Source organism: Moritella sp. JT01 (genome assembly GCF_001574435.1).
Classification (GTDB): domain Bacteria; phylum Pseudomonadota; class Gammaproteobacteria; order Enterobacterales; family Moritellaceae; genus Moritella.
In genome coordinates this window covers 102288-128406 of sequence record NZ_LOCN01000003.1, presented here as the reverse complement: position 1 = coordinate 128406, position 26119 = coordinate 102288, and the positions used below count along the sequence as shown (strand labels likewise).

25 protein-coding genes and 1 other RNA gene are annotated in these 26119 nt (G+C 39.6%); 12 read left to right on the top strand and 14 right to left on the bottom strand.

Features of this window, described 5'->3' with window-relative positions:
• Positions 1-17 precede the first annotated feature (17 nt).
• On the top strand, positions 18-1316 hold the full coding sequence (locus tag AKG98_RS03340; protein ID WP_067041386.1) for a peptidoglycan DD-metalloendopeptidase family protein: 1299 nt from the start codon (positions 18-20) through the stop codon (positions 1314-1316).
• Between the two features lie 29 nt (positions 1317-1345).
• Positions 1346-2575 carry an anhydro-N-acetylmuramic acid kinase gene (locus tag AKG98_RS03335; protein WP_067041383.1) on the top strand — a complete coding sequence of 410 codons (1230 nt, stop codon included), beginning with the start codon at positions 1346-1348 and terminating at the stop codon, positions 2573-2575.
• A gap of 94 nt (positions 2576-2669) precedes the next feature.
• On the opposite strand, the gene grpE is transcribed toward AKG98_RS03335, so the two are convergent.
• Positions 2670-3332 (bottom strand): nucleotide exchange factor GrpE, encoded by a 663-nt coding sequence (gene grpE, locus AKG98_RS03330; RefSeq protein ID WP_067041379.1) that lies wholly within the window; start codon positions 3330-3332, stop codon positions 2670-2672.
• 260 nt (positions 3333-3592) lie between these two features.
• Here grpE and nadK point away from each other — a divergent pair, with 260 nt between their 5' ends.
• The 3 genes from nadK to bamE all read left to right on the top strand — a co-directional run bounded on the left by nadK (position 3593) and on the right by bamE (position 6823).
• The gene (nadK, locus tag AKG98_RS03325; RefSeq protein ID WP_067041376.1) at positions 3593-4474 is read left to right on the top strand and encodes an NAD(+) kinase; all 882 of its coding nucleotides are present in this window, start codon (positions 3593-3595) and stop codon (positions 4472-4474) included.
• Positions 4475-4651: 177 nt separating this feature from the next.
• The gene (recN, locus tag AKG98_RS03320; RefSeq protein ID WP_067041374.1) at positions 4652-6313 is read left to right on the top strand and encodes a DNA repair protein RecN; all 1662 of its coding nucleotides are present in this window, start codon (positions 4652-4654) and stop codon (positions 6311-6313) included.
• Between the two features lie 153 nt (positions 6314-6466).
• The gene (bamE, locus tag AKG98_RS03315; RefSeq protein ID WP_067041371.1) at positions 6467-6823 is read left to right on the top strand and encodes an outer membrane protein assembly factor BamE; all 357 of its coding nucleotides are present in this window, start codon (positions 6467-6469) and stop codon (positions 6821-6823) included.
• Positions 6824-6887: 64 nt separating this feature from the next.
• On the opposite strand, the gene AKG98_RS03310 is transcribed toward bamE, so the two are convergent.
• Both AKG98_RS03310 and AKG98_RS03305 read right to left on the bottom strand, forming a co-directional pair.
• Positions 6888-7217: an RnfH family protein gene (locus AKG98_RS03310; protein ID WP_067041368.1), complete on the bottom strand. Its 330-nt coding sequence runs from the start codon at positions 7215-7217 to the stop codon at positions 6888-6890.
• Positions 7198-7641, bottom strand: a complete 444-nt coding sequence (locus AKG98_RS03305) for an SRPBCC family protein (RefSeq protein ID WP_067041365.1) — start codon at positions 7639-7641, stop codon at positions 7198-7200. The genes AKG98_RS03310 and AKG98_RS03305 overlap by 20 nt, the downstream gene beginning before the upstream one ends.
• 221 nt (positions 7642-7862) lie before the next feature.
• Between AKG98_RS03305 and smpB the strand changes: the two genes are divergently transcribed.
• The 5 genes from smpB (at position 7863) to AKG98_RS22910 (ending at position 9932) form a co-directional block, all read left to right on the top strand.
• Positions 7863-8342, top strand: coding sequence for an SsrA-binding protein SmpB (gene smpB, locus AKG98_RS03300; RefSeq protein ID WP_067041362.1), 480 nt, complete (start codon positions 7863-7865; stop codon positions 8340-8342).
• 41 nt (positions 8343-8383) lie between these two features.
• Positions 8384-8742, top strand: a transfer-messenger RNA (tmRNA) gene (gene ssrA / locus AKG98_RS03295).
• 138 nt (positions 8743-8880) lie between these two features.
• Positions 8881-9069: a hypothetical protein gene (locus AKG98_RS03290; RefSeq protein WP_067041358.1), complete on the top strand. Its 189-nt coding sequence runs from the start codon at positions 8881-8883 to the stop codon at positions 9067-9069.
• Positions 9070-9197: 128 nt separating this feature from the next.
• On the top strand, positions 9198-9458 hold the full coding sequence (locus tag AKG98_RS03285) for a hypothetical protein (protein WP_228140196.1): 261 nt from the start codon (positions 9198-9200) through the stop codon (positions 9456-9458).
• A gap of 12 nt (positions 9459-9470) precedes the next feature.
• Positions 9471-9932: a type II secretion system protein gene (locus AKG98_RS22910; RefSeq protein ID WP_067041352.1), complete on the top strand. Its 462-nt coding sequence runs from the start codon at positions 9471-9473 to the stop codon at positions 9930-9932.
• A 195-nt stretch (positions 9933-10127) separates the two neighbouring features.
• Here the strand turns inward: AKG98_RS22910 and AKG98_RS03275 are convergent, their stop codons facing one another.
• Positions 10128-10412 carry a hypothetical protein gene (locus AKG98_RS03275; protein ID WP_067041349.1) on the bottom strand — a complete coding sequence of 95 codons (285 nt, stop codon included), beginning with the start codon at positions 10410-10412 and terminating at the stop codon, positions 10128-10130.
• Positions 10413-10685: 273 nt separating this feature from the next.
• Between AKG98_RS03275 and AKG98_RS03270 the strand changes: the two genes are divergently transcribed.
• Positions 10686-10928, top strand: a complete 243-nt coding sequence (locus AKG98_RS03270; RefSeq protein WP_083543873.1) for a 2TM domain-containing protein — start codon at positions 10686-10688, stop codon at positions 10926-10928.
• Positions 10929-11885: 957 nt separating this feature from the next.
• Positions 11886-12737, top strand: a complete 852-nt coding sequence (locus AKG98_RS03265) for a VirK/YbjX family protein (protein ID WP_198155391.1) — start codon at positions 11886-11888, stop codon at positions 12735-12737.
• A 320-nt stretch (positions 12738-13057) separates the two neighbouring features.
• On the opposite strand, the gene AKG98_RS03260 is transcribed toward AKG98_RS03265, so the two are convergent.
• The 10 genes from AKG98_RS03260 to AKG98_RS03215 all read right to left on the bottom strand — a co-directional run bounded on the left by AKG98_RS03260 (position 13058) and on the right by AKG98_RS03215 (position 25857).
• Positions 13058-15817, bottom strand: coding sequence for an immune inhibitor A domain-containing protein (locus tag AKG98_RS03260; protein ID WP_067041343.1), 2760 nt, complete (start codon positions 15815-15817; stop codon positions 13058-13060).
• 111 nt (positions 15818-15928) lie between these two features.
• Positions 15929-16267: a hypothetical protein gene (locus AKG98_RS03255; protein ID WP_067041340.1), complete on the bottom strand. Its 339-nt coding sequence runs from the start codon at positions 16265-16267 to the stop codon at positions 15929-15931.
• A 734-nt stretch (positions 16268-17001) separates the two neighbouring features.
• Positions 17002-17649: a hypothetical protein gene (locus tag AKG98_RS03250; RefSeq protein ID WP_067041338.1), complete on the bottom strand. Its 648-nt coding sequence runs from the start codon at positions 17647-17649 to the stop codon at positions 17002-17004.
• Positions 17650-18596: 947 nt separating this feature from the next.
• The gene (locus AKG98_RS03245; protein ID WP_067041334.1) at positions 18597-19604 is read right to left on the bottom strand and encodes a substrate-binding domain-containing protein; all 1008 of its coding nucleotides are present in this window, start codon (positions 19602-19604) and stop codon (positions 18597-18599) included.
• Between the two features lie 50 nt (positions 19605-19654).
• Positions 19655-20575 (bottom strand): ribokinase, encoded by a 921-nt coding sequence (gene rbsK / locus AKG98_RS03240; protein WP_067041331.1) that lies wholly within the window; start codon positions 20573-20575, stop codon positions 19655-19657.
• Positions 20576-20646: 71 nt separating this feature from the next.
• A complete protein-coding gene (gene rbsB, locus AKG98_RS03235; RefSeq protein WP_067041328.1) occupies positions 20647-21528 on the bottom strand; it encodes a ribose ABC transporter substrate-binding protein RbsB in 882 nt (293 codons plus the stop codon).
• A 133-nt stretch (positions 21529-21661) separates the two neighbouring features.
• Entirely contained in the window at positions 21662-22621 is a 960-nt protein-coding gene (gene rbsC / locus AKG98_RS03230) for a ribose ABC transporter permease (RefSeq protein ID WP_157534062.1), read from the bottom strand.
• 53 nt (positions 22622-22674) lie between these two features.
• Positions 22675-24180, bottom strand: coding sequence for a ribose ABC transporter ATP-binding protein RbsA (gene rbsA, locus AKG98_RS03225; protein WP_067041322.1), 1506 nt, complete (start codon positions 24178-24180; stop codon positions 22675-22677).
• Positions 24181-24247: 67 nt separating this feature from the next.
• The gene (gene rbsD, locus AKG98_RS03220) at positions 24248-24667 is read right to left on the bottom strand and encodes a D-ribose pyranase (RefSeq protein WP_067041319.1); all 420 of its coding nucleotides are present in this window, start codon (positions 24665-24667) and stop codon (positions 24248-24250) included.
• A 326-nt stretch (positions 24668-24993) separates the two neighbouring features.
• Entirely contained in the window at positions 24994-25857 is an 864-nt protein-coding gene (locus AKG98_RS03215; protein WP_067041316.1) for an outer membrane protein OmpK, read from the bottom strand.
• Positions 25858-26119 lie beyond the last annotated feature (262 nt).

Below are 26119 nucleotides of genomic sequence, written 5' to 3'. Positions count from 1 at the left end.
CAAGGTTGTGCTCTCTTATGTCATTCGGTAACCGTTTTAAGCAATTACCAAAACAGCACCGAACCTTCATTCTAATTATCTTTGGTTTGATCATTACACTGCTGTTACTCCCAGTATCCACCAGCGCACCACTATCATCAGATGCCGACTCTTTTTATATCTACCAAGTTGGTGACCGCTATAGTTTAAAATTACCTCGCATTACCTCGACACAAAGTAAGCCAGTTCAATCGCGATTAACCAGTGAGGAAATTATCGTTCGCGCGGGTGATAACCTATCGTTAATTGGTCAACGTAGCCATTTATCGACAAAAACCATCTATGAAATAGACAAACTGTCATCGGCAAAACGCTTACGCAGTATCTACCCTGGGCAAAAACTAACCATCACAACGAATAATGATGGCCAATTTGTTGAGCTTATTTACCCTTACAGCGCCACTGAATCGTTGCACATTAATAAAACAGCTGATGGTTACACAACTAACACCGTTAAAAATAAAATAGAAGTCAGAGAAACATTTACGCGCGCAGAGATCACCAGTAACTTCTGGAATGCTGGTGTTAAAGGTAAGATGCCTGCAAAACAAATCATGAACCTAGCCACAATATTTGGTTGGGATATCGATTTCGCCCTCGATATTCGAGCGGGCGACAGTTTTGCAGTAATTTATGAAGAACAATATATTGATGGTGATTTTGTTTCTACAGGTAATATCCTTGCCGCAGAGTTCATCAACCAAGGTGATAAATTTCAAGCTGTACGCCATAAAGATGGCAGCTACTATACCCCGTCAGGACGCTCTATGCGTAAAGCCTTCTTACGCGCTCCGGTAAACTTTAAATATATCAGCTCTAGTTTTAACCGTAATCGCCGTCATCCAGTAACAGGCAGAATACGTGCGCATAATGGTATTGATTACGCCGCTAGAACAGGTACCCCGATTGTATCTGCGGGTGACGGTAAAGTTATCGCATCTGCTTATAATCGCTTTAACGGTAATTACGTCTTTATTAAGCATAACGCTAATATTGTCACTAAATACCTGCACATGAATAAGCGCAGTGTCAAACAAGGACAGCGGGTTAAACAGAATCAAAAAATTGGTACGGTTGGTGCGACTGGTCGCGTAACGGGCCCCCATTTACATTATGAATTTTTAGTGAATGGTAAGCACAAAAATCCAAAAACAGTGTCACTACCAAAAGCAGAGTCATTACGCGGTAGTGAAAAGACTAAGTTTGTCTCCGAAGCGAAAGGCATCATAGAGCAATTGGAAAATAATGCGAAATTATACAGTTTAATCGCACAATAAAGATAAACGGCTGATTTTAGGGAGCAACAATGCCAAACAAGCGTGAGTTATATATCGGACTGATGTCTGGAACCAGCATTGATGGTATTGATGCTGCCTTAGTCGCATTTGAGCAGGGCAAGTGCCAACTTATTGCCCAGCACTTACAAGCTATGCCTGCGAAGCTAACGACTCAACTGCATCAATTGTGTCGTCCTAACGACAATGAAATAAGCACACTTGCCACCATCGAGCAACCGCTTGCTGAAACCTTTGCGCTTGCTTGCGAGCAATTGCTGGCTAAAACACAGTATACCGCCAAAGACATCACTGCGATTGGTTCTCATGGTCAAACGGTACGTCACCACCCCGAGCATGGCTTCACCTTACAAATCGGTGATGCTAATATCCTTGCCGCCTTAACCAATATTGATACCGTCGCTGACTTTAGACGCAAAGATATGGCCCTTGGCGGTCAAGGTGCGCCATTGGTTCCGGCGTTCCATCAAGCCGTTTTTCAGCATGCCACGATCACCCGAGCCATAATTAACATCGGCGGCTTAGCCAATATTACCTATTTACCCAGTTTGCAGCAGAATAAATCCATTATTGGCTATGATACAGGTCCGGGGAATACCCTACTCGACGCCTGGTTTACTGCTAAAAACAATAGAACTAAAAATAACAGCCTCAAAAGCTACGATGAAGATGGCCAATGGGCAAAATCTGGGGTTGTTATCGAGTCTTTACTGACGTCATTATTACAACATAAATTTTTTGCGTTAAGCCCGCCGAAAAGCACAGGTCGAGAGTTATTTAACTTAGCTTGGCTGCAACCCTATTTAAATAAAGCATTAAATAACAGTTTAGATACTATTTCAGATAAACATCCGCTGTCATATTCAGATGCCGATGTACAACGTACATTAACGCGTTTTACCGCCGTTTCTATTGCCAATGAAGTCACTAAATTGATGCATAATAGTATCGGGAACAAAAGTGGTGTCGTGAATAAAAGTGATAACGTGAATATAACGAATGAAGTGTACATTTGTGGTGGCGGCGCGGCCAATCCATTATTAATGGCAGATTTAGCACAATTATTACCAATCACACCTGTAATGACGACCACAGAGATAGGCATTGATCCTGATTGGGTTGAAGCGATTGCGTTTGCTTGGTTAGCGAAACAACATATCCATAAACTGCCGGGTAATTTACCGGCGGTCACAGGCGCAAGTCGCTTAGCCATTTTAGGTGCATTCTATCCTGCTGGTTAATACCATGGCTCACCATACTAGCGAACATAAAAAGCAGATAAAAAAATAGAGCCAAACGGCTCTATTTTCATTCGATTCTTACTTATATCGACAATTAAGCTTGCGTATCAATTGTTGGTGTTGGTGTTGGTGTTGCTGCAGCTTTTGAGATCATAACCATAGCAGGACGAATTAGACGACCATTTAGTTCATAACCTTTTTGCATCACAGTAATCACTGTATTTGGTTCAACATCAGCACTTTCGATCATGCTCATTGCCTGATGTAACTCAGGGTTGAATTTTTCACCTTCAGGGTTAACAGATTTAACCCCAAATTTTTCTAATGCAGCTTCCAGTGATTTAGCCGTTAGCTCAATACCTTCAATCAATGGTAGTAATGCTTCATTTGTTTTATCAACATGTAACAGACCACGTTCCATGTTATCAATAACAGGCAGTAATTCATTAGCAAACTTTTCTAGCGCGAATTTCTTTGCTTTATCAACATCAATCGCAGCACGGCGACGAATGTTATCAGCATCCGCTTTCGCACGTAATGCAGTATCTTTAAATTCAGCTGCTGATGCAGTTGCTTTCGCTAGTTCAGCTTCTAATGCAGCGATGCGTGCTACAGACTCATCAACTTCCACAGTTGCGTCTTCAACAACAACCTCTTCAACTGTAACATCTTCAACTACAGGCTGTGCTTCAGTTTCTGTAACTAACTGCTCTTCAACTTTCTTTTCAGCCTGTACTTTTTGCTCTTCGCTGCTCATTACTTTCTCCGACATTAGATTCAGCATACTCTATAATTAGTACGCTATATTACAATTAATGGTTTATACCGAAATATAATGGGGATCCTAACACGAGATTCAAGTCAAATTCATCCCTAGTTACACCCTATGGTAAAAATAGTTCTAAATCGCCCACTATAAATTATTAACTAAGCGACATTTAGATCGCTTTTATACTTTGAATCTTGAAGTGGCTTGAGTATATACTGACCCCATACTTACTTAGTGGAATCAAGGCAATGAAGAGAGAATTCAAAACCATCGGGTTAATCGGAAAACCCAAACACCCAGAAACAACCAAAACCCTTATTGCCCTGCACAATTTTTTAACCGAACACAAATACAAGGTTATTGTTGATAGCCGTGTATCGCAAGACCTAGACATGGATAATATCGCATCACGGCCACTGATGGACTTAGGTGAAGAAGCTGACCTTGCCATTGTGGTGGGTGGTGACGGCAACATGCTTGGCGCAGGTCGCGTATTATCTCGTTTTGATATTGCCGTTATCGGGGTTAACCGGGGTAATTTAGGTTTCCTGACCGATCTTGATCCTGAAGCCTTTGATGAGCAATTATTGGGCGTACTTCAAGGCGATTACATCTCGGAAAAACGTATTTTATTAAATACTTCGATTTATCGCTACGGGATGTTAAAAGCAACCAACTTGGCCTTCAATGAAACCATCTTACACCCAGGTAAGATCCCCGCTATGATAGAGTTTGAAGTCTATATTGATAATAGCTTTATGCTTAGCCAACGTGCCGACGGCCTATTAGTTTCAACACCAACAGGCTCAACCGCTTATTCATTATCTGCCGGAGGGCCAATCCTATCGCCAAGCCTAGAAGCAATCACATTAATGGCGATGTTCCCTCATACGCTGTCAAGCCGCCCTATTGTCATCAACGCCAATAGTACGATTAGATTAGTTGTTTCTTTAAATAATGAAGAAAATATGATGGTCAGTTGTGACGGTCACGTCCACATTGGTGTGCTTCCTGGTGATGAAATCATCATCAAACGAGATAAAAACAATCTCAATTTGATCCACCCAAAAAGCTATGATTATTTTAATGTTTTACGTGAGAAATTAGGCTGGGGTAGTAAATTATTTTAGTCTGAACGCAGCGCTATAAAGGCTTAACTCAATGTTAAGCCTGATCCTTACACGTCCCTGTATCTTGATCACAAATTGAAAATAAACCCCTCAACTAAAAGCAAAGTATTTACACTTATAGGTTAGTGTATATATACTGTATATAAAACCAGCCTGATAAAATACACAGGGTACAGTATGCTTACGCAACTCACTATTCATAATTTTGCTATCGTTAAATTTTTAGAACTTGAACTGAAGTCAGGAATGACGACGGTTACAGGCGAAACCGGTGCCGGTAAATCCATTGCAATTGATGCATTAGGTCTCGCTTTAGGTTCTCGTGCCGATGCCAGTACAGTAAGGCCCGGGGAGAAAAAAGCGGAAATCAGCGCGATTTTTACCGTAGAAGCAAGTTCCCTCGCCTACAAATGGTTAGCCGAGCACGAATTAAATAATGAAGATGAATGTATCCTGCGCCGTGTTATCACTGCAGAAGGCCGCTCTAAAGGCTATATCAACGGTGTCCCCGTCCCATTACAACAACTTAAAGCACTGTCTCAATTTTTGGTTCAGGTACATGGACAGCATGCACACCAAGCTTTATTAAAACCAGAGATCCAATTATCGATCCTTGATGGCTATGCCAGCCATACAAAATTACAGGCCAGTGTCCGTGATAGTTACCGCACTTGGCACAATTTAGCGAATGAAGAAAGAAAGCTATTACAAAATCAGCAACAACGAGCCGCGAGACAACAGCTATTACAATATCAAGTGTCAGAACTTAACGATTTTGCATTAGCTGATGGTGAATATAGCCAGATTGAAGCTGAACATAAACTGTTAGCCAACAGCACTGAATTAGTCCAAGAGTGCATGACGAGTTTAGACACATTGTATGAGAATGAAGACAATACCATCTGCAGCATGTTGCAAATAGTAACTCAGCGTTTAGAAAACTTGTTAGACATGGACCCGAAATTAAAGTCAATCACGGATACCTTACAAGAAGCGGTGGTGCTGGCCGAAGAAGCTGGTAATGAACTGCGCAGTTACACAGATAATCTTGACCGCAACCCAGAACAGTTTGAATACCTTGATGAACGTTTAGGTAAGGCCTTAGAATTGGCACGTAAACATCAAGTACCTGCCGATCAACTCGCAACACACCACCAAATGTTAAAAGCTGAATTAGAAAATATTGCGGGTGACGATGAACGCATTGAAAGTATCAAACTCGAGCTACAAGAATCCGAAGCTACATATCATCAACAAGCCACAAAACTATCATCGAGTCGTCAAAAATACGCAAAACAGCTAAATAAGCTGATCACGGCAAGCATGCATGAACTGAGTATGGAAAATGGTTGTTTTGAAATAACCCTTGAAAGTTATGAACATAAAACACCAAATCCACAAGGCTTGGATAATATTAATTTCTTAGTTTCAACGAATCCAGGACAACCATTACAAGCGCTAGGTAAAGTGGCATCAGGTGGTGAATTGTCACGTATTAGCTTAGCGATCCAAGTAATAACGGCACAAAAAATATCAACGCCAACGTTAATATTTGATGAAGTGGATGTGGGTATCTCAGGCAAAACGGCATCCATTGTTGGTAAACTATTACGTCAACTAGGCAATAAAACCCAAGTTATGTGCGTAACTCATTTACCGCAAGTCGCATCCAAAGGTCATCAACAAATGTTTGTAAGTAAAACCACGGATGGGAAAACTACCGAAACCTTCATGAAGCCCTTAAGCCAAGAAAAACGTATTGAAGAGTTAGCGCGTTTACTCGGTGGAGACAAGATCACCGCGTCGACGTTAAGTAATGCCGCAGAAATGTTAGTTTAACCTCTCACAGTAAAGACAATGCGGGAACTAATTCCTGCTTTTGTCTTCTAATTGGCTAAACCCTAAGTAAGCCGACTAAATACATCGATTTACTTCACTCGCCAGCCGAGTTACTATTTACCTATCTATATGGACTTAATTAGCAAAATACTTATGCGCTTAAAACACTTACTTATTGCAGGCTTGGCCATCTTCAGTTTATCGGGCTGCTCAATTCTTGAAAAACTAGTTTATAAAATTGATATCCCACAAGGTAATTATGTTGAAGATAATCAAGTAGAAAAATTACGTGTTGATATGACTAAAGAGCAAGTTACTTTTGTACTTGGTACTCCAATGCTCGTTGATTCGTTCGACCATGATGTTTGGAATTACTTATATCGCTTCAAAACAGGCCGTGGTGAAGTAACAAGTAAGCAACTGGTATTAACCTTTGAAAGTGATAAATTGAAAACGGTGGTTGGTGACTATCCGCTGAGCCCTAATTTTTCAACGCCACTTGATAGATAAATTAAGAACGAGCAGTGCTTGATAATAAAAATCACAACCTAAACTAAGTTGTGATTATTATTATCTATCTTATTTTTTGGCCAGTCTTTTCGTGAATTCGCCCATCTTCTTTGGCTTTTTCAGCCCGGCGTTTACGCATCTCTTTAGGGTCGGCAGTTAACGGCCTATATATCTCAACACGTTCACCATCTTCAACCACAGTATCTAGTTTGATTAAACGACTATAGATACCTAATTTATTTTTGTTTAGCTCAATCTCCGGATATTTGACTAATATACCCGATGCTTCAATCGCTTGTTGTGCTGTCGAGCCTTGTTCTAAACTTACCGTAAAGGTAATTTGTTCTTTCGGTAATGCATAAATAACGTCTACATTAATTTTGGTCGACACCATAAACCTCTTTTGCACGCTCTGTAAAAGATTGCACCATGTTATTCACTAAGTCAGTGAAAATACGCCCAAACGCAACTTCCACTAATTTACTGCTAAATACAAACTCTAAATCCAACGTTACTTTACATGCTGTTTCATCTAACGCTTTAAACGTCCAACCACCAGTAAGTTTTTTAAACGGTCCATTAACGAGGTCCATTTTGACTTCTTGCCCTGGTATCAAGGTATTCTTGGTGGTGAATGTTTTGCTAATACCAGCTTTAGCAACAACAACAGCCGCTGTCATTTGATTATCATGTTCATCTAAAATGCGAGTACCAGTACAACCTGGTAAAAAATCTGGGTATGCATTAACATCGTTTACTAAATTAAACATTTGGTCAGCGCTATACATTAACAGTGCGCTGCGCGTTATCCGTGGCATACGTGTCCCTATATTGAAAACAACAATCAAAAAATTAAATCGCTTACTAATGGCTCAATATCTCTCTGCCAGTAGTAATAAGTAGGCAACTTTAGCATTTATCTGTATAAAATTCATTTGTTATTCCGCGTAAAGTAAGACTAGTACTAGGATAAAATTCGATTTTGTTATAAGATTTATAACATTAAATTCCGTCAATGATGGGTGCATAAAGATAAATTATGGCTAAGAAAAAACCAAAAAAAAGCGAAAACACCATCGCGAGAAATAAAACGGCTAGTTTCGAATATACAATCGAAGATCGCTTGGAAGCAGGGCTAGAACTCCAAGGTTGGGAAGTTAAATCATTACGTGCCGGTAAAGTAAATATTACCGAAAGTTATGTGTTTATTAAAAACGGTGAAGCATTTATGTCTGGTGCGCAGATCATGCCACTCGACGCCGCGTCTACACACGTAGTTTGTAACCCGACACGTATTCGTAAGTTATTATTAAACAAGCGTGAATTAGAAGTACTAGCAAGTAAAGTAGAACGTCAGGGTTATACTATTGTTGCAACGTCAATGTACTGGAAGCAAGCTTGGGTAAAAATCAACATAGGTCTTGCTAAAGGTAAGAAAGAGCACGATAAACGTTCAGATGTGAAAGATCGTGAATGGAAAATAGACAAAGAACGAATGATGAAGCACAAAGTTCGTTAATTTGTTGCAATTCTACACTATTCGCGTAGAATTTTAGTTCTGGGGTCGATTTAGGATTCGACGAGATTCACGAAACCCTAGGTGCATGTCGAGGGGCGGTTGGCCTCGTAAAAAGCCGCACTGTTATAGTTGCAAACGACTCTAACTACTCTCTAGCAGCTTAGGCTAGCTAGCCATCATTTAGAACCCTGCCCGAGGGTCTCTAATATTGTATGGTCATTAAATATCGGGATCGCATGGACTCTTCGCTCGTAGAGAAAGTGCTAAAACCAATCGAGCACGCTTTTGTTCGGCCTGTCACTCGGCTTAATAAAAAGTTAAATCAATAGAGATGACTAAACATGTAGTACCGCGGATGTAGGTTTTTCGGACGGGGGTTCAACTCCCCCCGACTCCACCAAACGCAAGTTAGAACGGCACCCTCCTAAGTGTCGCAGCCCATTGAATGGTTTGATTCAATGGGCTTTTCTTTATCTAAAATTCAACAAAAGCCCATAAAATGCTGTTTTCTTTTAGTAATTAAATCAACGGAGTGGTTATGAACAAGATAGTTTTAATGATTTTACTGTGCGTGTCACTTCAAGGTTGTAGCAGTTTCGGCTACACTCCCGAACCTGAAGATAAAGCAGAACCAGCAGCAAAGCCTAAAAAACAAGGAAAGAATGGCCTCCTTGCCATTACACAATTCATGACAGTAATGACGCTACTAAAAACCCAAGTAGATTAAATTAATAACACCTTATTACAAAGCAATGGTTCCACGAGGCAATAATGAAACATTTAAAATTAGTCATCTTTCTTTGTCTGTTAAATCAAGGTTGCAGCTCCCATTCCAACCTGCCAATGAACCTACCAATGAACCAGCCAATGAGTCATATTCAAGCGTTAGCGCCTGCAATAGTTGAAGATGCCATAGAAGATCAACCAATTAGCGTTGACGCTTTAGGCTCACAACAAATTGATTCAAGTGATATCGTCTATGATGACGGTAAGAAACTAGAAGAAACTAAAAAAGAACTTACAAAAAAGCCAGAGCAAGAAAATGCTAAAGGTGAAATTAGAAATATGTCTGATACCAGCGACTTTATGCCAGAACCAAAGTCTTATTGGCTGTAACCAATTAATAAAATGAGAAACCAAGGCTTTACGCTACTCGAATTAGTTATCGTCATTATTGTATTAGGCATATTAGCCGCAGCTGCTGTGCCTAAGTTTATAAATATACAAGACGATGCTAAAGATGTATCACTACATGCAGCAAGTGGGGCATTAAATAGCGCGGCTAATCTCGTTCACTATAGAGCTCAGTTAGACGGTGTCAATAAATTAGAACGAAGTACCGTTAAGATCAATGGCGAAGTCGTTAATCTTTTTTATTCATACCCTTATGGCACGCCTGAAGATATAAACAAAATCGTAACCCTAGAAGGATTTGAAGTTCGTCTTGGTAAATACATTGGTACGACTATCATCAACCTTGAAGACTCAAATGATACTGGTGATGCCTGCATTCAATATCAGCAGGCAAGTTCCAATAGTTCTTTTAAGATTTACGAAGGAACATTGATACCAACTGGCGAATGTTTATAAATAATATAGGCGCGTAAAATGAGTCAGTGCCTCACAAAGCATGGACGGTGTGTCAATCAATCACAGAATATCAGACGTTGAAGTAAAACCGAAAATTAAAAAGATGAACACATTCACGATACCAAAGTAACGTTTTGTTAATACCAAAGGTAATAAACCTCGTACTATTCCGATATCGACTGAACTGGTCGCACGCTAGTCCATTCGCCCTAATTGCTTGGAAATAATTTTAGCTAGCTTATCGCCTGTAAACCTTAAGCGCACATCAAATTCACCTCCAACAGACGCTTCTAAAATATAATGATTATATCCAATTCGTGTCCATGATTTTTCATTATTAATTATTTCCATTACTTCTGAGTGCGTCATACCATTGTCACTAATCAGTAGATCGCCACCGCTAACACGAAAGAAATCCTTCGCGTTAGATAGTGATGAAAATGATAAGATAAAAAATATCCATATAAGTTTTGACCGCATAAACTCATCCTTAAGTTAACTCAATTAAGCCAATACATTAACACGGAAAAACATAGGTAATAAATGAGTATTTCATATATAAACATGCGTTCGTATTAAATTTTCTCTGAACACTAAACTCACCAAAATAGTACGACACTATGCTGTATGGTTAAAGAAAAGCCTCTAATACATTACGGTTGTGACAGTATTAACCAACGCCCCCCCAAGTTAACACGTTGTAATTTAAAGCTTGTCATGTTCGTGTCGTGCTTATGACGTTACGCTAATCATTTGTGGCAAGTAAAGTCTATTAAGGCTTTCTACTCAAACCTTATTTCTTATGTGTCAGTTATAACATTACTCTTCGCTATAAACTTGATCACAGGTCCAAATTATATTTGGGCGTGGTGGCCTGCAATAGGTTGGGGGATTGGTATTGTGAGTCATGGTTTAAGTGCCTTTGAAATTTTAAATTTTTTTGGTGCTGACTGGGAAAAGAAGCAAGTAGAAAAACGCCTCGGTAGAAAACTATAGCTAATAACGCATGCTACATGAAATCTAAATAATCAGTAGTTCGCTATGTAAGACTAGCGAACTACTTTTGCCTATTTAACATATTGTACCTAGCGAACAACTCACATCTCAAAAAAATAATTAACCTATCCTACCCTGTCACATTTCAGTAAAAGGAAGTGTACTCGCCCATTCAAAATCAACATTGTTGCTAGGTTTAGTTAAAACTCAATGATTGAGACGACACAATGAATACCGATACAATATTAGAAATTAGCCATATCGCTACACAAATTATCATCCTCTTATTTATTGCATATCATTTCTACACGATAGTGGCGACTCAGGAATGGAAATATGACACAGCGATAAGCAAGTATTCAGACCTAATATTAAGGCTAACGACTTGCTCAGTACTAATCCTATTTCTTTTTCAGTCAATAGCTAGAATGGTCATTCTGACGTAGGTATGAATAAACACAATTCAATAGAAAATGGGGGGATCACGTTACATTTACGCTGAAATAGACATTCACCAAAATAGTACAAAATCACGCTATCATTACAATTCTAATCTTTAATTTAAACTCACTAATCCCCTTATTTTCTGAAATATTGTTCATGTCCAGACTCCCCCATCCCAACTGTATTGATATATTTTAGTTATGGATTACCCCACCTAAAGCAAGCTTTTAATAACCAATAATTACAACACCTTGCCAATATCATAGTGACGACCATCAGGTCGATGTGACAATCGGTTTTGTATATTTAAAGAATCAAACTATAATAAATAAGACACTAAAAGCCTCCGACAGAGGGTCAAACGCACTGAATCACTACAACAACATGCGGCCCGAAATTCACTGACAATTACATACAAAACTATGGCCCCAATTTTTTGACCACTACACTTTATATATATCTTGTTTCTTTTAATAACTGAACATGAATATAATTATCATGAATATAATTAGCATGGCCATTGAAGCCAATAATAATAAAGACAAGGGAAAGATTAAAACTATCATTAAGTTCATCATTCGAGCTTTGGTATACTATCCCTACGTAAAAAAAATGCATGACAATTTCGCTAATAATGAACGAAAAATGCTTCTTAAAAAACAACCAGCATTCTTATTCAAATGCGTAACGCCTTACTTATCCAATGGCTTCAGTAAAAAAGAAGTTGTTGATACTTTAATTCAGCATTATAACTGGTTTGAAGACAAATTTTCAGCTGACGCTCGACATCAAGTTTATAACGATGCATTGACGATTTACAGACTAGAAATTAACGAGAAGCAGTATTTTATCAATCTGAGTTTTGAGCGTAGTTCTAGAAAAGAAGGAGAGCTTACTCTTACGCTAACAGACACAGAAAATACTAACTATTATGTACTTGCATTTACTGTTATGAATAACGACATTTATATTGGTCGCATACAAGGTGGATCGAGTGATAATGGCTTTAGCCGATTATTTACCAAAACACTTTATGGTTTACGTCCGAAATCATTCATGATTGAAACATTACGTTTACTCGCTGTTAATTTGGATATAAAACATATTTATGCCATACAAAATTCGGCACATGTATTGGTTTCCAAACGTTATAGTAGAACACTATATCTAGATTATAATAGCCTATGGGAAGAGCATAATGGAGAACCCCATAATGATTACTTCTATAAACTACCGCTTAAGGCTGAACGCAAGAATATCGAAGATATCAAACGCACAAAGAGAAAAATGTACAGTGAACGATATGATTGGTTAGATAACTACGATAAAGCGCTTAAAAATAATTTAAATGACATCTGTAATTGAAATGTATAAGCCTCCCTCTTATGGCTATAAATTAGAAGAGCCAAAACCACGTTCTTACTGATTGTAAGTTCAGCACGTAAATGAGTCGATGCCTCACAAAGCATAGGCTCATTTTCCTAAATATTTCATTTTACGCTTCCTGCAAATACACCTATATTCTGTATTATATAAACTATAGATGAATCAATTTATATAATAACGATATTGTCTCCCCTTATTATTTATGTCCTGAGCCCTGCCACTCACTAAGTGATACATCAAAATAATAAATAGCTAAAAAGCGCCCACAACAGGGCGCTTTAACTCATCCTTTATTACATTTATATTTTAACGTTAATAACCTTGCTGACAACAGCACCATCATTATCAATTACCTTCAATGTCACAACATGGTGACCGTATGAAGGAAACATTGCCGTAATAAGGCGACCACGCTTAGTCTTACCGTTCGGTAATTGCCATTCGGTATCAACAATACGACCGTCACTGTCAGTACTTGTTGACCATAATGTGACTAGACGACCTAAGTGAATGTATTTCGCACCCACTTCAGGTTCAACATTTGGAGCAACAACGTTAATTGTTTCCGATACTGTCGCAGTTGCGCCATCATTATCAGTTACCGTCAGGGTTACCGTATAGCTACCGCTTTCAGTGTACTTCCACACTGGTGAGTTTTCAGCACTGCTCTGACCGTTACCAAAATCCCACAGATAACTCGTAATCTTACCATCACTATCAGTACTTCTGTTTGTAGCTGTAACCTCAAGTCCGTCAACAACAACGTCAAATATAGCTTGAGGTGCAACATTCGGAGCCTCAGAATAAGAAACTTTGAGCACACCGTATTCGTTGTTATCTGCCTGGTTGAGTACATCGATAACGAGACCATATTCAGTCACGATACGCCCTGAATCTGGCGCTTGTGGTAAACTGTAATCTTGATTATCAGCAAAATGACCATTGGCCGCAAGATTACTATCTTCCAGTACATTGCCATCGCTAGCAGTCAAACGAAATTCAGTTTGATCATGTAACGAGAACGCGGCATCACGAACTTGAAAACGAGTTTGTGCCGCAAGACCAGTGTCCGCCCATAATAGCGCGTTCTGATCTGCATCTAAAACACCAAGCCAACCTTGACCTGGATGTTTGCCTACCGCGTTGTCCTTAAATGAATCGTCAACGTACCAAATAACCAGTCCAGGCTCAAAGGTCATTAGCTGGTCCATACGTTTAATATTTTTTAAACCTTCATCAACGCCGTTATGACTACGCCATTGTAGCAAGTAATAATGGTTAGACTCATAGAATCCAGTGTTGGTTTTAAAGCCGTTAAGGTCGAATGTCGACGTTGATTCTGCATCATCAATCAGCGTACGCTCACCATCACTAACCAGTGCAATGTTATCAAGGAACAGTCCTTTCATTGCTAGGCCACCATCCGTGATGTAATCAAAACCAAGCGTAACCGTTTGTCCTGCGTAAGCCGACAGATCAAATTCAGCATCGATCCAACCATCAGATTCACCACTAATCGCTGGCGCTAAACCAGTATTAAGCGGATCATCCAGAGTCGTAATATTACCCGTGATTGGTTTTCCGTTAATAAGTACACGAGCAAAATCATAATCTTTTTCGATTTGATACCAAGCTTTAAATGTCAGCTTAACTGTATCAGCCGTCGGAATATCTAAGCTTCTGCTCATCGAATTTTTCAGGCCGTCACCCTGTTCAGAATGGAACTGAGCTAAACCTTCGAACGGTTTTAACCCTTCGCTTTTCTTCACAGGTAAGTCAATGCGAACCATATTCGGGCGATCGTTATCTGTCGTTTGGAACAGGGTAAAGAACAGCTCTTTATCTTTTAGCTCTTCAATAGATAATCGTTCGTCATTGATCCAGCGACCACCAATTGCAGTTTGCAAAAAGGTTTTAGCCCATGAGCTGAACGCTGTCGGTTGGGTCCCACCAATTTTACCAGCCCAGCTACCAGAAGACATGATAGACCAGTAAGACACAGGTTCTCCAGCGCCGGTATACTGAGTATCATACTCATCAGGCAGGCCTAAATCGTGACCATATTCATGCGCACAAACCCCTGCTGCGGCGTCTATTGGCTGCATCGTATAATCAAACGCTGCATAGTTACCATTAAATTGTGCAGGTACAGAACTCGTCGTACCTTCAAGCACATATGGCTGACCAAGGTTAAAGCGATGAGACCAAATCGCATCAGGGCCCAATACACCACCACCCGCTTCTTCACCAACAGAGGCATGAAAGACCATAAGATGATCGATAACACCATCGGGTTCACGGAAGTTACCGTCACCGTCAAAGTCATAACGATCTTCGATATCATAGTCGGCCAGATTCACACTCGGATCTTTAGCGAGCTGTGCCAGCGCCTCGCGCACTAACGCTTGGGCATTTTTGTCATTGTCTGTTGTCGCAGAGTTACCTCCGTAATAAGCGGCATTGTTCTCCGCTCTATACCAACCTGTAGCTTGACCCGAAACACTGTAACTATCTCCTGATTCTTGCTCGTAATATTGACGCATAGAGATTAAGTTATTACCTTTCGGGCCAGTGTAGCCTGTATCTGAGAATAACAGGGTCTGATAATGTTCTGGAGAATAGCTAGGGTAAAGCATCGAAGTATGCTCTTCAGTAAGCTGATTATCATCCCATGGTAGGTCGGGAAAATCGATCAAAAGTGCCAAGACTTTATCGGTGCGCTTATTCGTAATTTCCAGCGTAAATACACTCGATTTTTTCAAACCCTGCTGTTTTTCGATAACATTAATAATTCGACTTTGATGAAGTTTGGCTTGCTTCCCAAATTGAGCATCACCGCTAAATCCATGTTTTATCTTATTGTCTAAATAACTTTTTACTGCATCAGATCTTTCCTGTAATGACGCAGAGTCATCAAGTAATCCCCTGCGAACCAGCATTTCGGCCAACTTTTCTTCATTAACCACCCCCAAGTCTACCGGTGTTTTCGCATGCACAGCATTGACACCAAGTAAGCTGATGATCGCGGTTGCAACCAGTGTATGTTTGAGTTTTTTCATTATATTTCCTTGTTATTATTTTCCATTTTATTATCACCACGCTCCGCTGAACCTGTTAATTAGGATCAGCAAACATGCTAATTGATTCCTTATGAGTATTCTCAACCGGGATTATTCAGGCGGTAGAATGCAGGTATTTTTTTTATTCGAATTTACACGCTCCGAATTAGGCATTTCTGCATGTAAGTCGTTAGCAGTTTTGACGTTAGGAGCATCGCTGTCGGAATACACCGAATGCTTTAGATTACTCGGTTTATTCATGCTGTTATGCCGCTGCTTACGCTGTAAATATATTGCCAAAGCCTTTTGTTGCTGATCGCGATTAAGGCCTTCGCAAATGACACCTCTGGCTATCAAGGCACCGAGTAACCTTTCGTGTTCATCCGCAGGAACAGAAGCAAACACTAAGTGACTAATAAGCGACATCGCCAAACAAAAGACTATTTTCATTTAACCACTCTTAATTTGTAAATTATTTGTAAATGTTTCGTTAATTTATTACTAATGAATTTTTTTGCAAAATAAATAAACTAAACTTGAGAGGTATTCCAAAAGTAATAGAAATAATTAGTGCATGCATCACACTTTAAGTATTTTTATAACTAAAATTCATAACACTGTAATAATAAACACACTCTAAAATGATTGATTATTAACCACTTAATATATATTCATAGGCGATATCATGTATTGAAAATATAAATTGTCAGCTTGGGTATCATCAGTCCAATCATGGGATATTTAAAAATAAGAGGGAGGAGAAGTAATTGTGGCTGATATGACTGCATTTTAACTATGGAACAAGATAACAAACGATCCGATGATAGATTGGGTTACACTAAATTAGTGTCTTATAGTGATATTATTTCCTGCTTTTATTCTAATTTTGGATAGCCTACGTCTTACCACAATGCTTTATGCTTAATGTGCCTCCGGGTAGTCATATATCATGACGTTCTTACCTGCTAAACGGGCGGTTTCATCTGTAGGCTCTATCAGGTAAACCACTTTTTCGTATGCAATATTAAAGCGTTAGATACCTTACGCGTCTTGTTTAGGCAACTGGCTAATATGACAATATAAGTCCATCGATAAAAAATACACACTTTTGTACCTAGATATAAAAGTGTGTATTTTGATTTACATCAACGAGCAAGGGATAAGAGACAAAGCTTTATTTCCTCCTAAAGCTCATTAAATGTTACAAAACCCTCACTGTAGCCCATGTTTTCTGGTGTGTAGTTAATTTCCATATTAATATTCCCAAATAACTCCCCCTCACTTTGATATACAGAGCAGGATGCGATATGAGACAAATAAGTATCCTCAGCTGGTTGCACAATGTAGTAAATTCTCTGAAGATTGCAGTCTTCCACCTTCATACCAAGATCCAAAACCCTCGCGCGTTCTCGATAATACTTAGGTCCAACATCGAAAAGGTAATCCGGAGCATGTGTATAGACACGACTTTGATAATTATCAGTAAATTCACTACCTGCTCTATAATATCCACTATCTACATCATAAAAAATATTTAAATGCCAGTAGGCTTCCTCCGATATTTCGCTGGGAGCCTGTCCTGGTTTTGAGTACAAACATTGGATTTGGCTATAAGGTGTTTCATCTTCTGAAGCAAGTTTTTGTATTTTTTGAATTCCACAGCGATGTAGAGTGAACCCACGTTCTTTCATCAAATCTCTTACCTGATGAATAGATTCATATGCTGTATACACCCCTCCTGCAGTTGAACTAGTGATCTCTTGTTCACTTTCTGCATAAGTCTGAGTACTCAGGCAGGCAAAAAAACATACAGCTGCTATTTGCTTTGTCATTCCATGACTCCTGCTTCAAATATCATGGAGTTTACTCGCGTTCCGGTGCTGAACACTATTAAGCGTAATGTTAATAATCTATTACTTATCATTTTGTTACTACTCTTTTTATTGTTAATGAACAGAATAGAAATTAGCATCCTCATTTTTAAATTTAAAGCGAGTTACTACATTTGCAAGCGAGTTCAAGTATCTCTTTGTGAGTATGCGCGATATCACTGAGTTTATGACATTTTAACGACATATTTATAGTTAGAAGAAAAAATTTAAAAATTAGTAATATTCGAGTTAGATGAAAGTTTGAAATAAAAATCAGGCGATGTGACTTATAGCATAGTGTGTGAACAAGGAAGATTGAATTTGAATGGGGTACAAGAAGGGAATATTAATACGCTTGGATTAAAAATAAAAGTCCATTCAGCTCAAAGCATGGACTTATTTATGTCAATATGACCTTCATAAACGACCTCTAAGTTCGTTGTTATTATCGAACTTATATTCGATAACTATAATTAACCCGCTTTAAGCTTAAACACATTACCGCAGTGATTACATTTATGAATACTGCTATAAAATAATTTTTCAAACCAATTTCGACTCACTCTCTTCACTGTCGCGTTTTCACAACATTTCATCTTTAATCCCTCTTTTAAAATACATATAATCCTTACGTTACAATTTTAAACAAATTCAATTAGAAAAAAGTACCTACAATCAACAACTTAAACATTTACGCCATAGTGATGATCATTCTAATAGTGATGTTAAACAGCAGGTTAACATTGCCATTTATGTGAACAGACGCGATATTATGTTACATTTCCAGACTCGGACAGTCAGTCATATCCAATGCAACAAAGTGCACTTGAGAACAACTGAGAAGTTAATGGACAAAAAAATCTGAAAGTAGCGATTGTAGGGGCAGGATTAAATGGTCTTGCGCTGTATCAACAATTTAATGCTTTAACACTATCACGTTCGACTAAAGTAGGTTCTAATTCAATAATCTGGTTACTTTCAGTCTTTGAATTAATTTGTTCGAGTAACATATCGACCGCTTTTTGTCCTAAACGATGTTTCGGCTGGTGAATAGTAGTTAATGAGGGGGTAATATATTTAGCGAGTTTAATATCATCATAACCGATAATAGACAAATCTTCCGGTACTGAAATACCCTTTTTACTGGCGCTATTGATCACACTCATCGCCATCATATCGTTACAAACAAATAATGCAGATGGTAATGGGCCGTTGGCAACCATTTCGGCAAACGCTTTTTCGCCGCCTTCGCATTCAAAGTCACCCGCTGTAATCCATTTCGGATTAATGGCCAAGCCCGCTTCTTCCATGGCTTGAGTAAATCCCGAAAAACGCTGCTGTGCGGTTAGCTTATCTAATACACCCGTAATGCAACCGATCTCGGTATGACCTTTAGCAATAAGATGTTGTGTGGCCATATAACCACCGCGATGAGAGTTATCTTGGATCTTATCGCAAGGAAAATTAGTTGGGCCCCAATCCATCACGACTGTCGGTACTGGTTTGTGACGTTCAAATAGATTAAAACCTTGGCTTTCAACTTCACTGCACATCAACATTAAACCATCGACACGCTTTTGTAATAAGATATCGAGATTCGCATGCATACGTGTAACATCACCTTCGGTATTACATAGAATTAAATTATAACCATACTCATAGCAACGACGTTCAACACCTTTCAATACTTCACCAAAAAACGGATTGGTCGAGGTTGTTACCAGCATACCAAATGTTTTGGTACTTTGGACTTTAAGACTACGCGCCAATGCCGACGGTGCGTAACGTAACTCTTCAACAGCCGTTCGCACTCGCGCAGACACATCGTCACTGACATAGCGTGTATTATTTAATACATGACTCACTGTTGACGTTGATACGCCTGCATGTCTTGCTACGTCTTTAATTGTTGCCATTAGCTAATTTATCCATCATCTTGTATTGTGAAAGTAAAGTATTGTTCACGTTAACCTTGTAACGCTAAAAAAACATCAACATCCGACTTAGTTGGTATCGATGTTTGTGCACCGACACGCGTCACTGAAATTGCAGCGGCAGCATGAGCAAAACGAATCGCATCATCCAATACTAAACCCGCTTGTAGTCCAGCTAACAAACCGCCATTAAAAGTATCACCTGCAGCCGTGGTATCAACAGCATCAACACGGAAGCCTTTAACTTGTTTACCCTTGCCTTCTCGACTGATCCACACACCTTGGCTACCTAAAGTGATCATCACCTCAGCAATACCTTTATCATGTAATACATCCGCAGCCACTTGCGCCGATGCCATGTCGCTCACTTTAATGCCCGTTAATAATTCCGCTTCGGTTTCATTTGGGGTGATCAAATCAACAACAGATAATAGCGCATCATTTAATGGCTGTGCAGGCGCAGGGTTTAATACGACACGCGTACCCGCTTGTTTAGCTATTTTAGCGGCTTGGGTAATAGTTGCAATCGGCGTTTCTAATTGCATCAATAATGTATCAGCTTGCGCAATTAACTCGCGATGTGGGGTAAGTCGCTCAGGGGTTAAGCAGGCATTGGCTTCTGCCGAAATACAAATGCTGTTTTCACCCGTTGCCGCAACTTGAATCATCGCGATCCCAGTCGGTGTATCTTGTTCAATCATCACAGCTTGGGTATTGATACCATCACGATCAAATTCGTTAATCATATTACGGCCAAAACTATCATCACCAACACAGGCAATAAAGGCAATATCGGCACCTAAACGCGCGGCTGCAACGGCTTGATTAGCCCCTTTACCACCTGGGATCACGGCATAACCATGGCCAAGTAAGGTTTCGCCTGGACGCGGAAAAGAAGCCACTTGTAAAACATGATCAGCGTTAACGCTACCTAACACAACTAATTTATTCATAAAGAAGCCTTAATACTTTGTAACTGATGAGAATAAAGGGAATAACCGTTAACGTTATTCCCTTTTGGTCATTATGACTTAGTGATTACTTTTAGTGGTACAGCGATGCTTTTCTCTACAGACTGACCTTTAAGTACTTTGTCAGCCGTTTCAACACCAAGAGCACCAATTAGCGCTGGTTGTTGTGCAATTGTCGCGCCTAAGATACCGCGATTAACGGCAGCAATACCGTCTTTAGTACCATCGAAGCCAACGATTAATACGTCTTTACCTGATGCTTGAACGGCACGTAATGCACCTAATGCCATTTCATCATTTTGCGCGAATACAGCTTGTACATCTGAGTTAGCAGCAAGCATGTTTTCCATTACGTTAAGGCCTTTAGTACGATCAAAATCAGCAGGTTGGCTACCTAGCAAATTCATTTTATTTTTATCAACCGCTTGCATGAAGCCTTGACCACGTTCACGTGCCGCAGATGTACCTGCGATGCCTTCTAGTTGAATCACTTTTGCATTAGCGCCAATCGTATCACTAATATATTGACCGGCCATTTCGCCACCAGCAACGTTATCAGAAGCAATGTGGCTCACTACTTTTCCGCGACTCGCACCACGATCTAATGTGATTACTGGAATGTTAGAGCGGTTAGCCATACGAATGGCGTTCGATACTGCGTCTGAATCCGTTGGGTTAATTAAGATCGCTTTTACGCCACGCACGGTCAGGTCTTCAACGTTTGATAATTCTTTACTTGGATCGTTCTGTGAATCCAGCACAATTAACTTATAACCTAATGTTTTTGCTTTCGCTTCCGCACCTTCTTTCATTGTTACAAAGAAAGGGTTGTTTAGCGTCGATACCACCATTGCAATCGTATCTTGCGCCATTACTGTTGCACTGAAAGATGCTGAAACTACAGCAGCAGAGATCAAAGTTGCTAATTTTTTCATTACATATACCTTCTTTTACGTTAATTCTGCTGCCTCAGATAGGGTATTGAGGTTCACAGGTTATGTATTACGACTCTTTTATCGTACTTTTATTGTTATTATTATTGTTGTTATTCTTCTGTTTTTTATGTCTTTATTTCTTTTTCGTTTCAACTAATACAGCAAGTAAGATCACCACAGCTTTAGCAATCATTTGGAAGTATGAAGACACATCCAATAGATTTAATGCGTTATTTAGGAAGCCGATAATTAATGCGCCGATCAGCGTGCCCATAATACGACCTTTACCACCAGCAAGACTGGTGCCGCCGACGACTACAGCTGCAATCGCATCTAATTCATAACCCATACCAGCGGTAGGTTGCGCAGATGATAGACGTGATGTCACAATCAAACCGGCTAGTGCAGCCAGTACACCACAGATGGCATAAACACCAATCTTCACTTTATCTACGTTAATACCCGATAAACGTGTCGCTGCTTCGTTGCCACCAAGGGCATAAACATAACGACCAAAACGCGTATGATTAAGTAAGTACCATACCGAAGCAAATACCATCACCATTAACCAGATTGGTACTGGCACACCTAATAAATAACCCGTACCGATCCATGAAAAACTATCGGCAACATCAGTAAAACCGGTTGAGATTGGACGACCGTCGGTATATACCATGGTGACACCACGCAATAATGTCATGGTCACCAGCGTCGCAATAAAGGCTTGCACCTTACCGATGGCAATAATAATACCGCTCATCGCACCTAATGCTGCACCCGCAAATAATGCCACTGGAACGGCTATCATAACCGACACTTCCATTGCTATTAAGGACGCGGCAAAGGCACCACATAGGGCTAATACCGAGCCGACACCTAAATCAATACCGCCGGTTAAGATCACTAAGGTCATGCCCACAGCGATGATCGCGCTCACCGATGTTTGACGTAATATGTTTAAAATATTCCCCATAGTGAAAAAATGAGGATTTAAGAAAGACACCACCACAATCAACAAAATTAAAGCGATTAATGATTTTTGTTCAAACAACCATTCTTTAGTGAAAAATTTTCTGGTTAAAGTTTTCGTCATAACATCACCGTTCACATTATTACTGGAATTTTTATTAACTGCTTGGTTCTGGCTCATAGCCCTGCCTCATTCATTTTTTTGCCAACGGCACACGCCATTAGTTTTTCTTGGTTAGCATGTTCTGCCATAAACTCACCGCTGATACGACCTTCGTGCATCACTAAAATTCGGTCACTCATGCCCAATACTTCTGGCATTTCTGACGACACTAGAATGATACTCATGCCTTCTGCTTTAAATTGATTGATTAACTGGTAGATCTCTTTTTTAGCGCCAACATCAACACCACGGGTAGGCTCATCTAAAATAAGTACTTTAGGGCGGGTCATTAAACCTTTGGCTATCGCCACTTTCTGCTGGTTACCACCAGATAAGTTACCAATAATCTGATCGCGGCTTGGGGTTTTAACATTAAACTGACGCATGAAGTCTTCTACTGCAGTCGCTTCTTTCGCGTGATCTAATTGCAGACCTTTTGACAGTTGGTCTAATGCGCACAAGGACATATTTTCTTTTACCGACAAACCAAGGACGAGTCCATCACCTTTACGATCTTCAGAAATGTAGGCAATACCATTAGCCAAGCCGTCGCGAGGGGTTACTGGACTAACAACCTTACCGTCTAAAATCACATCACCCGAATCACGTGGTAATGCCCCGTAAATGGCTTTCATTAATTCAGTACGGCCAGCGCCCATTAAGCCCGAGATACCTAATATTTCACCATGGTCTAATTTGAAACTGACGTCACGCACACCCGGTGCCACAATATTTTCAACTTCCATGCATGTTGTGCCATGTGTTGCGTCGATACGTGGATAGATCTCGTCTAAACGACGACCCACCATTTTCTCAATCAGGCCATCTTCGTCAATATCAGTCACCGCTATTTCGTCAATAAATTTACCATCACGCAATACGGTAATATCATCACAGATCTCGAAGATCTCTTTTAAACGATGAGAGATATAAACAATGCCGCAGCCTTCATTGCGCAGTTCATTAATCACTTTGAATAATGATTTGGTTTCGCTTTCCGTCAAGGCATCAGTCGGTTCATCCATCACGATAACTTGGGATTGAAATGACAGCGCTTTGGCAATTTCGACCATTTGCTGTTCGCCTAAACTTAGTTCACCCAATAATTGACGCGAACTGTGTTTGACGTTTAAGCGTTGTAATAAAGCATCGGCATCACGGTACATCTGAGCCCATTTAATACCGCCAAACGCATTGGTTTTTTCACGGCCTAAATAGATATTTTCAGCAATCGTTAACTCAGGGATCAAGTTTAACTCTTGATGAATAATACTAATGCCCATTTCTTGAGAATGACGAGGTCCGTTAAAAGTAACATCACTACCTTGATAGTTAATATTACCTTTGTCCATGTGATAGATACCCGTGATTACCTTCATCAACGTCGACTTACCGGCACCATTTTCGCCCAGTAATGCCATTACCTTACCTGGGTATACATTCAAACAAGCATTATCTAGCGCTTTCACACCAGGAAATGATTTTTCGATACCACTGAGTTTTAAAATTGCTTGCGTCATGTCAGTCCCTACTTTATTCCGCATAAATCGCTATTATTACGTGTCGTACAATCACTGCTGAGCGAGGTTAAAACACCACGCCAGATTGAAAGATCACATTGGCATAAGGTGTACATTCACCCGTGCGCACAACGGCTTTGCTCTGGTGTGTTCGTTGTTTAAATGCTTCGTGGCTAATATAGGTGATTGCAATTATTTTGTTGGTGAGTTGTTCTTCATTAGCGATCACATCAAGTAAGGCTGCATGTAACTCTGAGCTAACCGCAGCAAACTCTTCTGCAAGTACGATGCCTTCAATTTGCATTTCGCCGAGTATCGCTTTAACGGTCGCGATGAATGTTGGAACACCCGGAATCAACGCAAGATCGATACGCTGCGTTGAGTCTGGAACAGGTAAACCAGCATCACAAATGGTGATCTCGTTAGTATGGCCAAGCGTCGCAACTAAATAAGATAAGTCTGCGTTGATAAGTGCATTTTTCTTCATGGAACACGCCTTACAAAGTGAAAATAGCAAAATATAAGTCTTCGATTAAATGGATGTTAACGCCATCGAAACGTTTGCGCAAACGTTTCGATGGGTTGAATATAGTTAAAAATGAGGATAATTCTAGTATTTAAGTATAAAAATGCGAGTTAGATCGAAGAACGAGTTGAATTTATTTCATTTGAAATGGAGAGGTTATTTTTACGAAGAAAATCGATTATATCGAAAGTAATAGAGCTGTGAAAATGGAGTAGCAAATAAAATAGAGCCGATAAAACGAGGACGCTACTTTAATAAAATAAACGCTTAGTTTTTAACCATCGACACTATAATTTATAAATCGCAGCAAAATAATGGGCAAAACCAGACGAGTCTAAAGCATCTAGACCCCCACCATCTTCAATGGTGTATACATCCTTGTATATTTTCACGCCATAACCTAAAGAGTAGCGCTTAGAGTGCCAGTAAATACCATTAAACATCACCCCGCCATGCGTTGTCTTTGGCACGTAAAGATCATCGATAGCATCGGCATCAAACTGATAATCAACATACCCCTGATAAGCAATAAAACTGCCATTGCCAAAAGTTACAAATGACTTAAACCAATTCATTGAAAACTGATAACCGTTCCAATCTTTCGTATTTAGATCATACAAACCATATAGGTTCATTCCCACTTTACCAAACCAAGGTACCGAGACATCACTACCTAAGCCCCAAAATGAGTTATTAACATCACCAATTATCGACTTACCACCGCTATCAACGCCTGTAATTCCCCCCCCACCCCAATTAAATAACGTGGCAACGTAAACCTCTTGCACAGGTCCAAACGATAAATCTTTGCCCGTCATTGCATCGAGTGAGAAACGTGGCGATAATTTCATGAATATCTTACTTTCACCATTGGTTTTGTCCGAATCTCTAGAATCTGTATTGGCTAAATTAAACACGTCTACGTAACCATATAAATCAACAATGCCAGAACGACCACCAAACTCTATTTCAAGGTAATCATGGTCTAAATTATCTTCAATACTCGGCTTTTCGCTAATGGCATACATCATATTAAACTGCATCCATTTATAGTCTTTCTTATGTAGCCCATCACTATAATCTGCAGCAACAGCAGTATTCGAAAAAGTCGCCAACGCAGCACTAAAGAATAATAATTTGTAGATATTCATCGCCAACCAAACCCTGTAATTATGGTGTCTAAACGTTTAGTCTCAATAAATTCAGTGCTGCTAAATCTAAGTTTATTGAGCTAGATACAATAAACACATAATTATAGACCAAGCGCTATAAACGGCCTTTATTAGCTTATAAATCAGCAATAATGAATTATAAGATCACTGTAAAACGATAAAATAAAGTTGAAAATAAATTATACAGAAGAGGTCATTACAGGGGGATTTAAGCAGTCAGTAAATAATAGAAAATGAATGA

Bases quoted from the DNA above. Each gene is read 5' to 3' on its own strand.
- grpE (WP_067041379.1), bottom strand. From the start codon at position 3,332: ATGAGCAGCGAAGAGCAAAAAGTACAGGCTGAAAAGAAAGTTGAAGAG.
- smpB (WP_067041362.1), top strand. From the start codon at position 7,863: ATGGCTAAGAAAAAACCAAAAAAAAGCGAAAACACCATCGCGAGAAAT.
- AKG98_RS03275 (WP_067041349.1), bottom strand. From the start codon at position 10,412: ATGCGGTCAAAACTTATATGGATATTTTTTATCTTATCATTTTCATCA.
- AKG98_RS03260 (WP_067041343.1), bottom strand. From the start codon at position 15,817: ATGAAAAAACTCAAACATACACTGGTTGCAACCGCGATCATCAGCTTA.
- AKG98_RS03290 (WP_067041358.1), top strand. From the start codon at position 8,881: ATGAACAAGATAGTTTTAATGATTTTACTGTGCGTGTCACTTCAAGGT.
- AKG98_RS03340 (WP_067041386.1), top strand. From the start codon at position 18: ATGTCATTCGGTAACCGTTTTAAGCAATTACCAAAACAGCACCGAACC.
- AKG98_RS03245 (WP_067041334.1), bottom strand. From the start codon at position 19,604: ATGGCAACAATTAAAGACGTAGCAAGACATGCAGGCGTATCAACGTCA.
- AKG98_RS03250 (WP_067041338.1), bottom strand. From the start codon at position 17,649: ATGACAAAGCAAATAGCAGCTGTATGTTTTTTTGCCTGCCTGAGTACT.
- nadK (WP_067041376.1), top strand. From the start codon at position 3,593: ATGAAGAGAGAATTCAAAACCATCGGGTTAATCGGAAAACCCAAACAC.
- AKG98_RS03310 (WP_067041368.1), bottom strand. From the start codon at position 7,217: ATGGTGTCGACCAAAATTAATGTAGACGTTATTTATGCATTACCGAAA.
- rbsA (WP_067041322.1), bottom strand. From the start codon at position 24,180: ATGACGCAAGCAATTTTAAAACTCAGTGGTATCGAAAAATCATTTCCT.
- AKG98_RS03285 (WP_228140196.1), top strand. From the start codon at position 9,198: ATGAACCAGCCAATGAGTCATATTCAAGCGTTAGCGCCTGCAATAGTT.
- AKG98_RS03215 (WP_067041316.1), bottom strand. From the start codon at position 25,857: ATGAATATCTACAAATTATTATTCTTTAGTGCTGCGTTGGCGACTTTT.
- AKG98_RS03255 (WP_067041340.1), bottom strand. From the start codon at position 16,267: ATGAAAATAGTCTTTTGTTTGGCGATGTCGCTTATTAGTCACTTAGTG.
- recN (WP_067041374.1), top strand. From the start codon at position 4,652: ATGCTTACGCAACTCACTATTCATAATTTTGCTATCGTTAAATTTTTA.
- bamE (WP_067041371.1), top strand. From the start codon at position 6,467: ATGCGCTTAAAACACTTACTTATTGCAGGCTTGGCCATCTTCAGTTTA.
- AKG98_RS22910 (WP_067041352.1), top strand. From the start codon at position 9,471: ATGAGAAACCAAGGCTTTACGCTACTCGAATTAGTTATCGTCATTATT.
- AKG98_RS03335 (WP_067041383.1), top strand. From the start codon at position 1,346: ATGCCAAACAAGCGTGAGTTATATATCGGACTGATGTCTGGAACCAGC.
- rbsD (WP_067041319.1), bottom strand. From the start codon at position 24,667: ATGAAGAAAAATGCACTTATCAACGCAGACTTATCTTATTTAGTTGCG.
- rbsK (WP_067041331.1), bottom strand. From the start codon at position 20,575: ATGAATAAATTAGTTGTGTTAGGTAGCGTTAACGCTGATCATGTTTTA.
- AKG98_RS03305 (WP_067041365.1), bottom strand. From the start codon at position 7,641: ATGCCACGGATAACGCGCAGCGCACTGTTAATGTATAGCGCTGACCAA.
- AKG98_RS03265 (WP_198155391.1), top strand. From the start codon at position 11,886: ATGGCCATTGAAGCCAATAATAATAAAGACAAGGGAAAGATTAAAACT.
- rbsB (WP_067041328.1), bottom strand. From the start codon at position 21,528: ATGAAAAAATTAGCAACTTTGATCTCTGCTGCTGTAGTTTCAGCATCT.
- rbsC (WP_157534062.1), bottom strand. From the start codon at position 22,621: ATGACGAAAACTTTAACCAGAAAATTTTTCACTAAAGAATGGTTGTTT.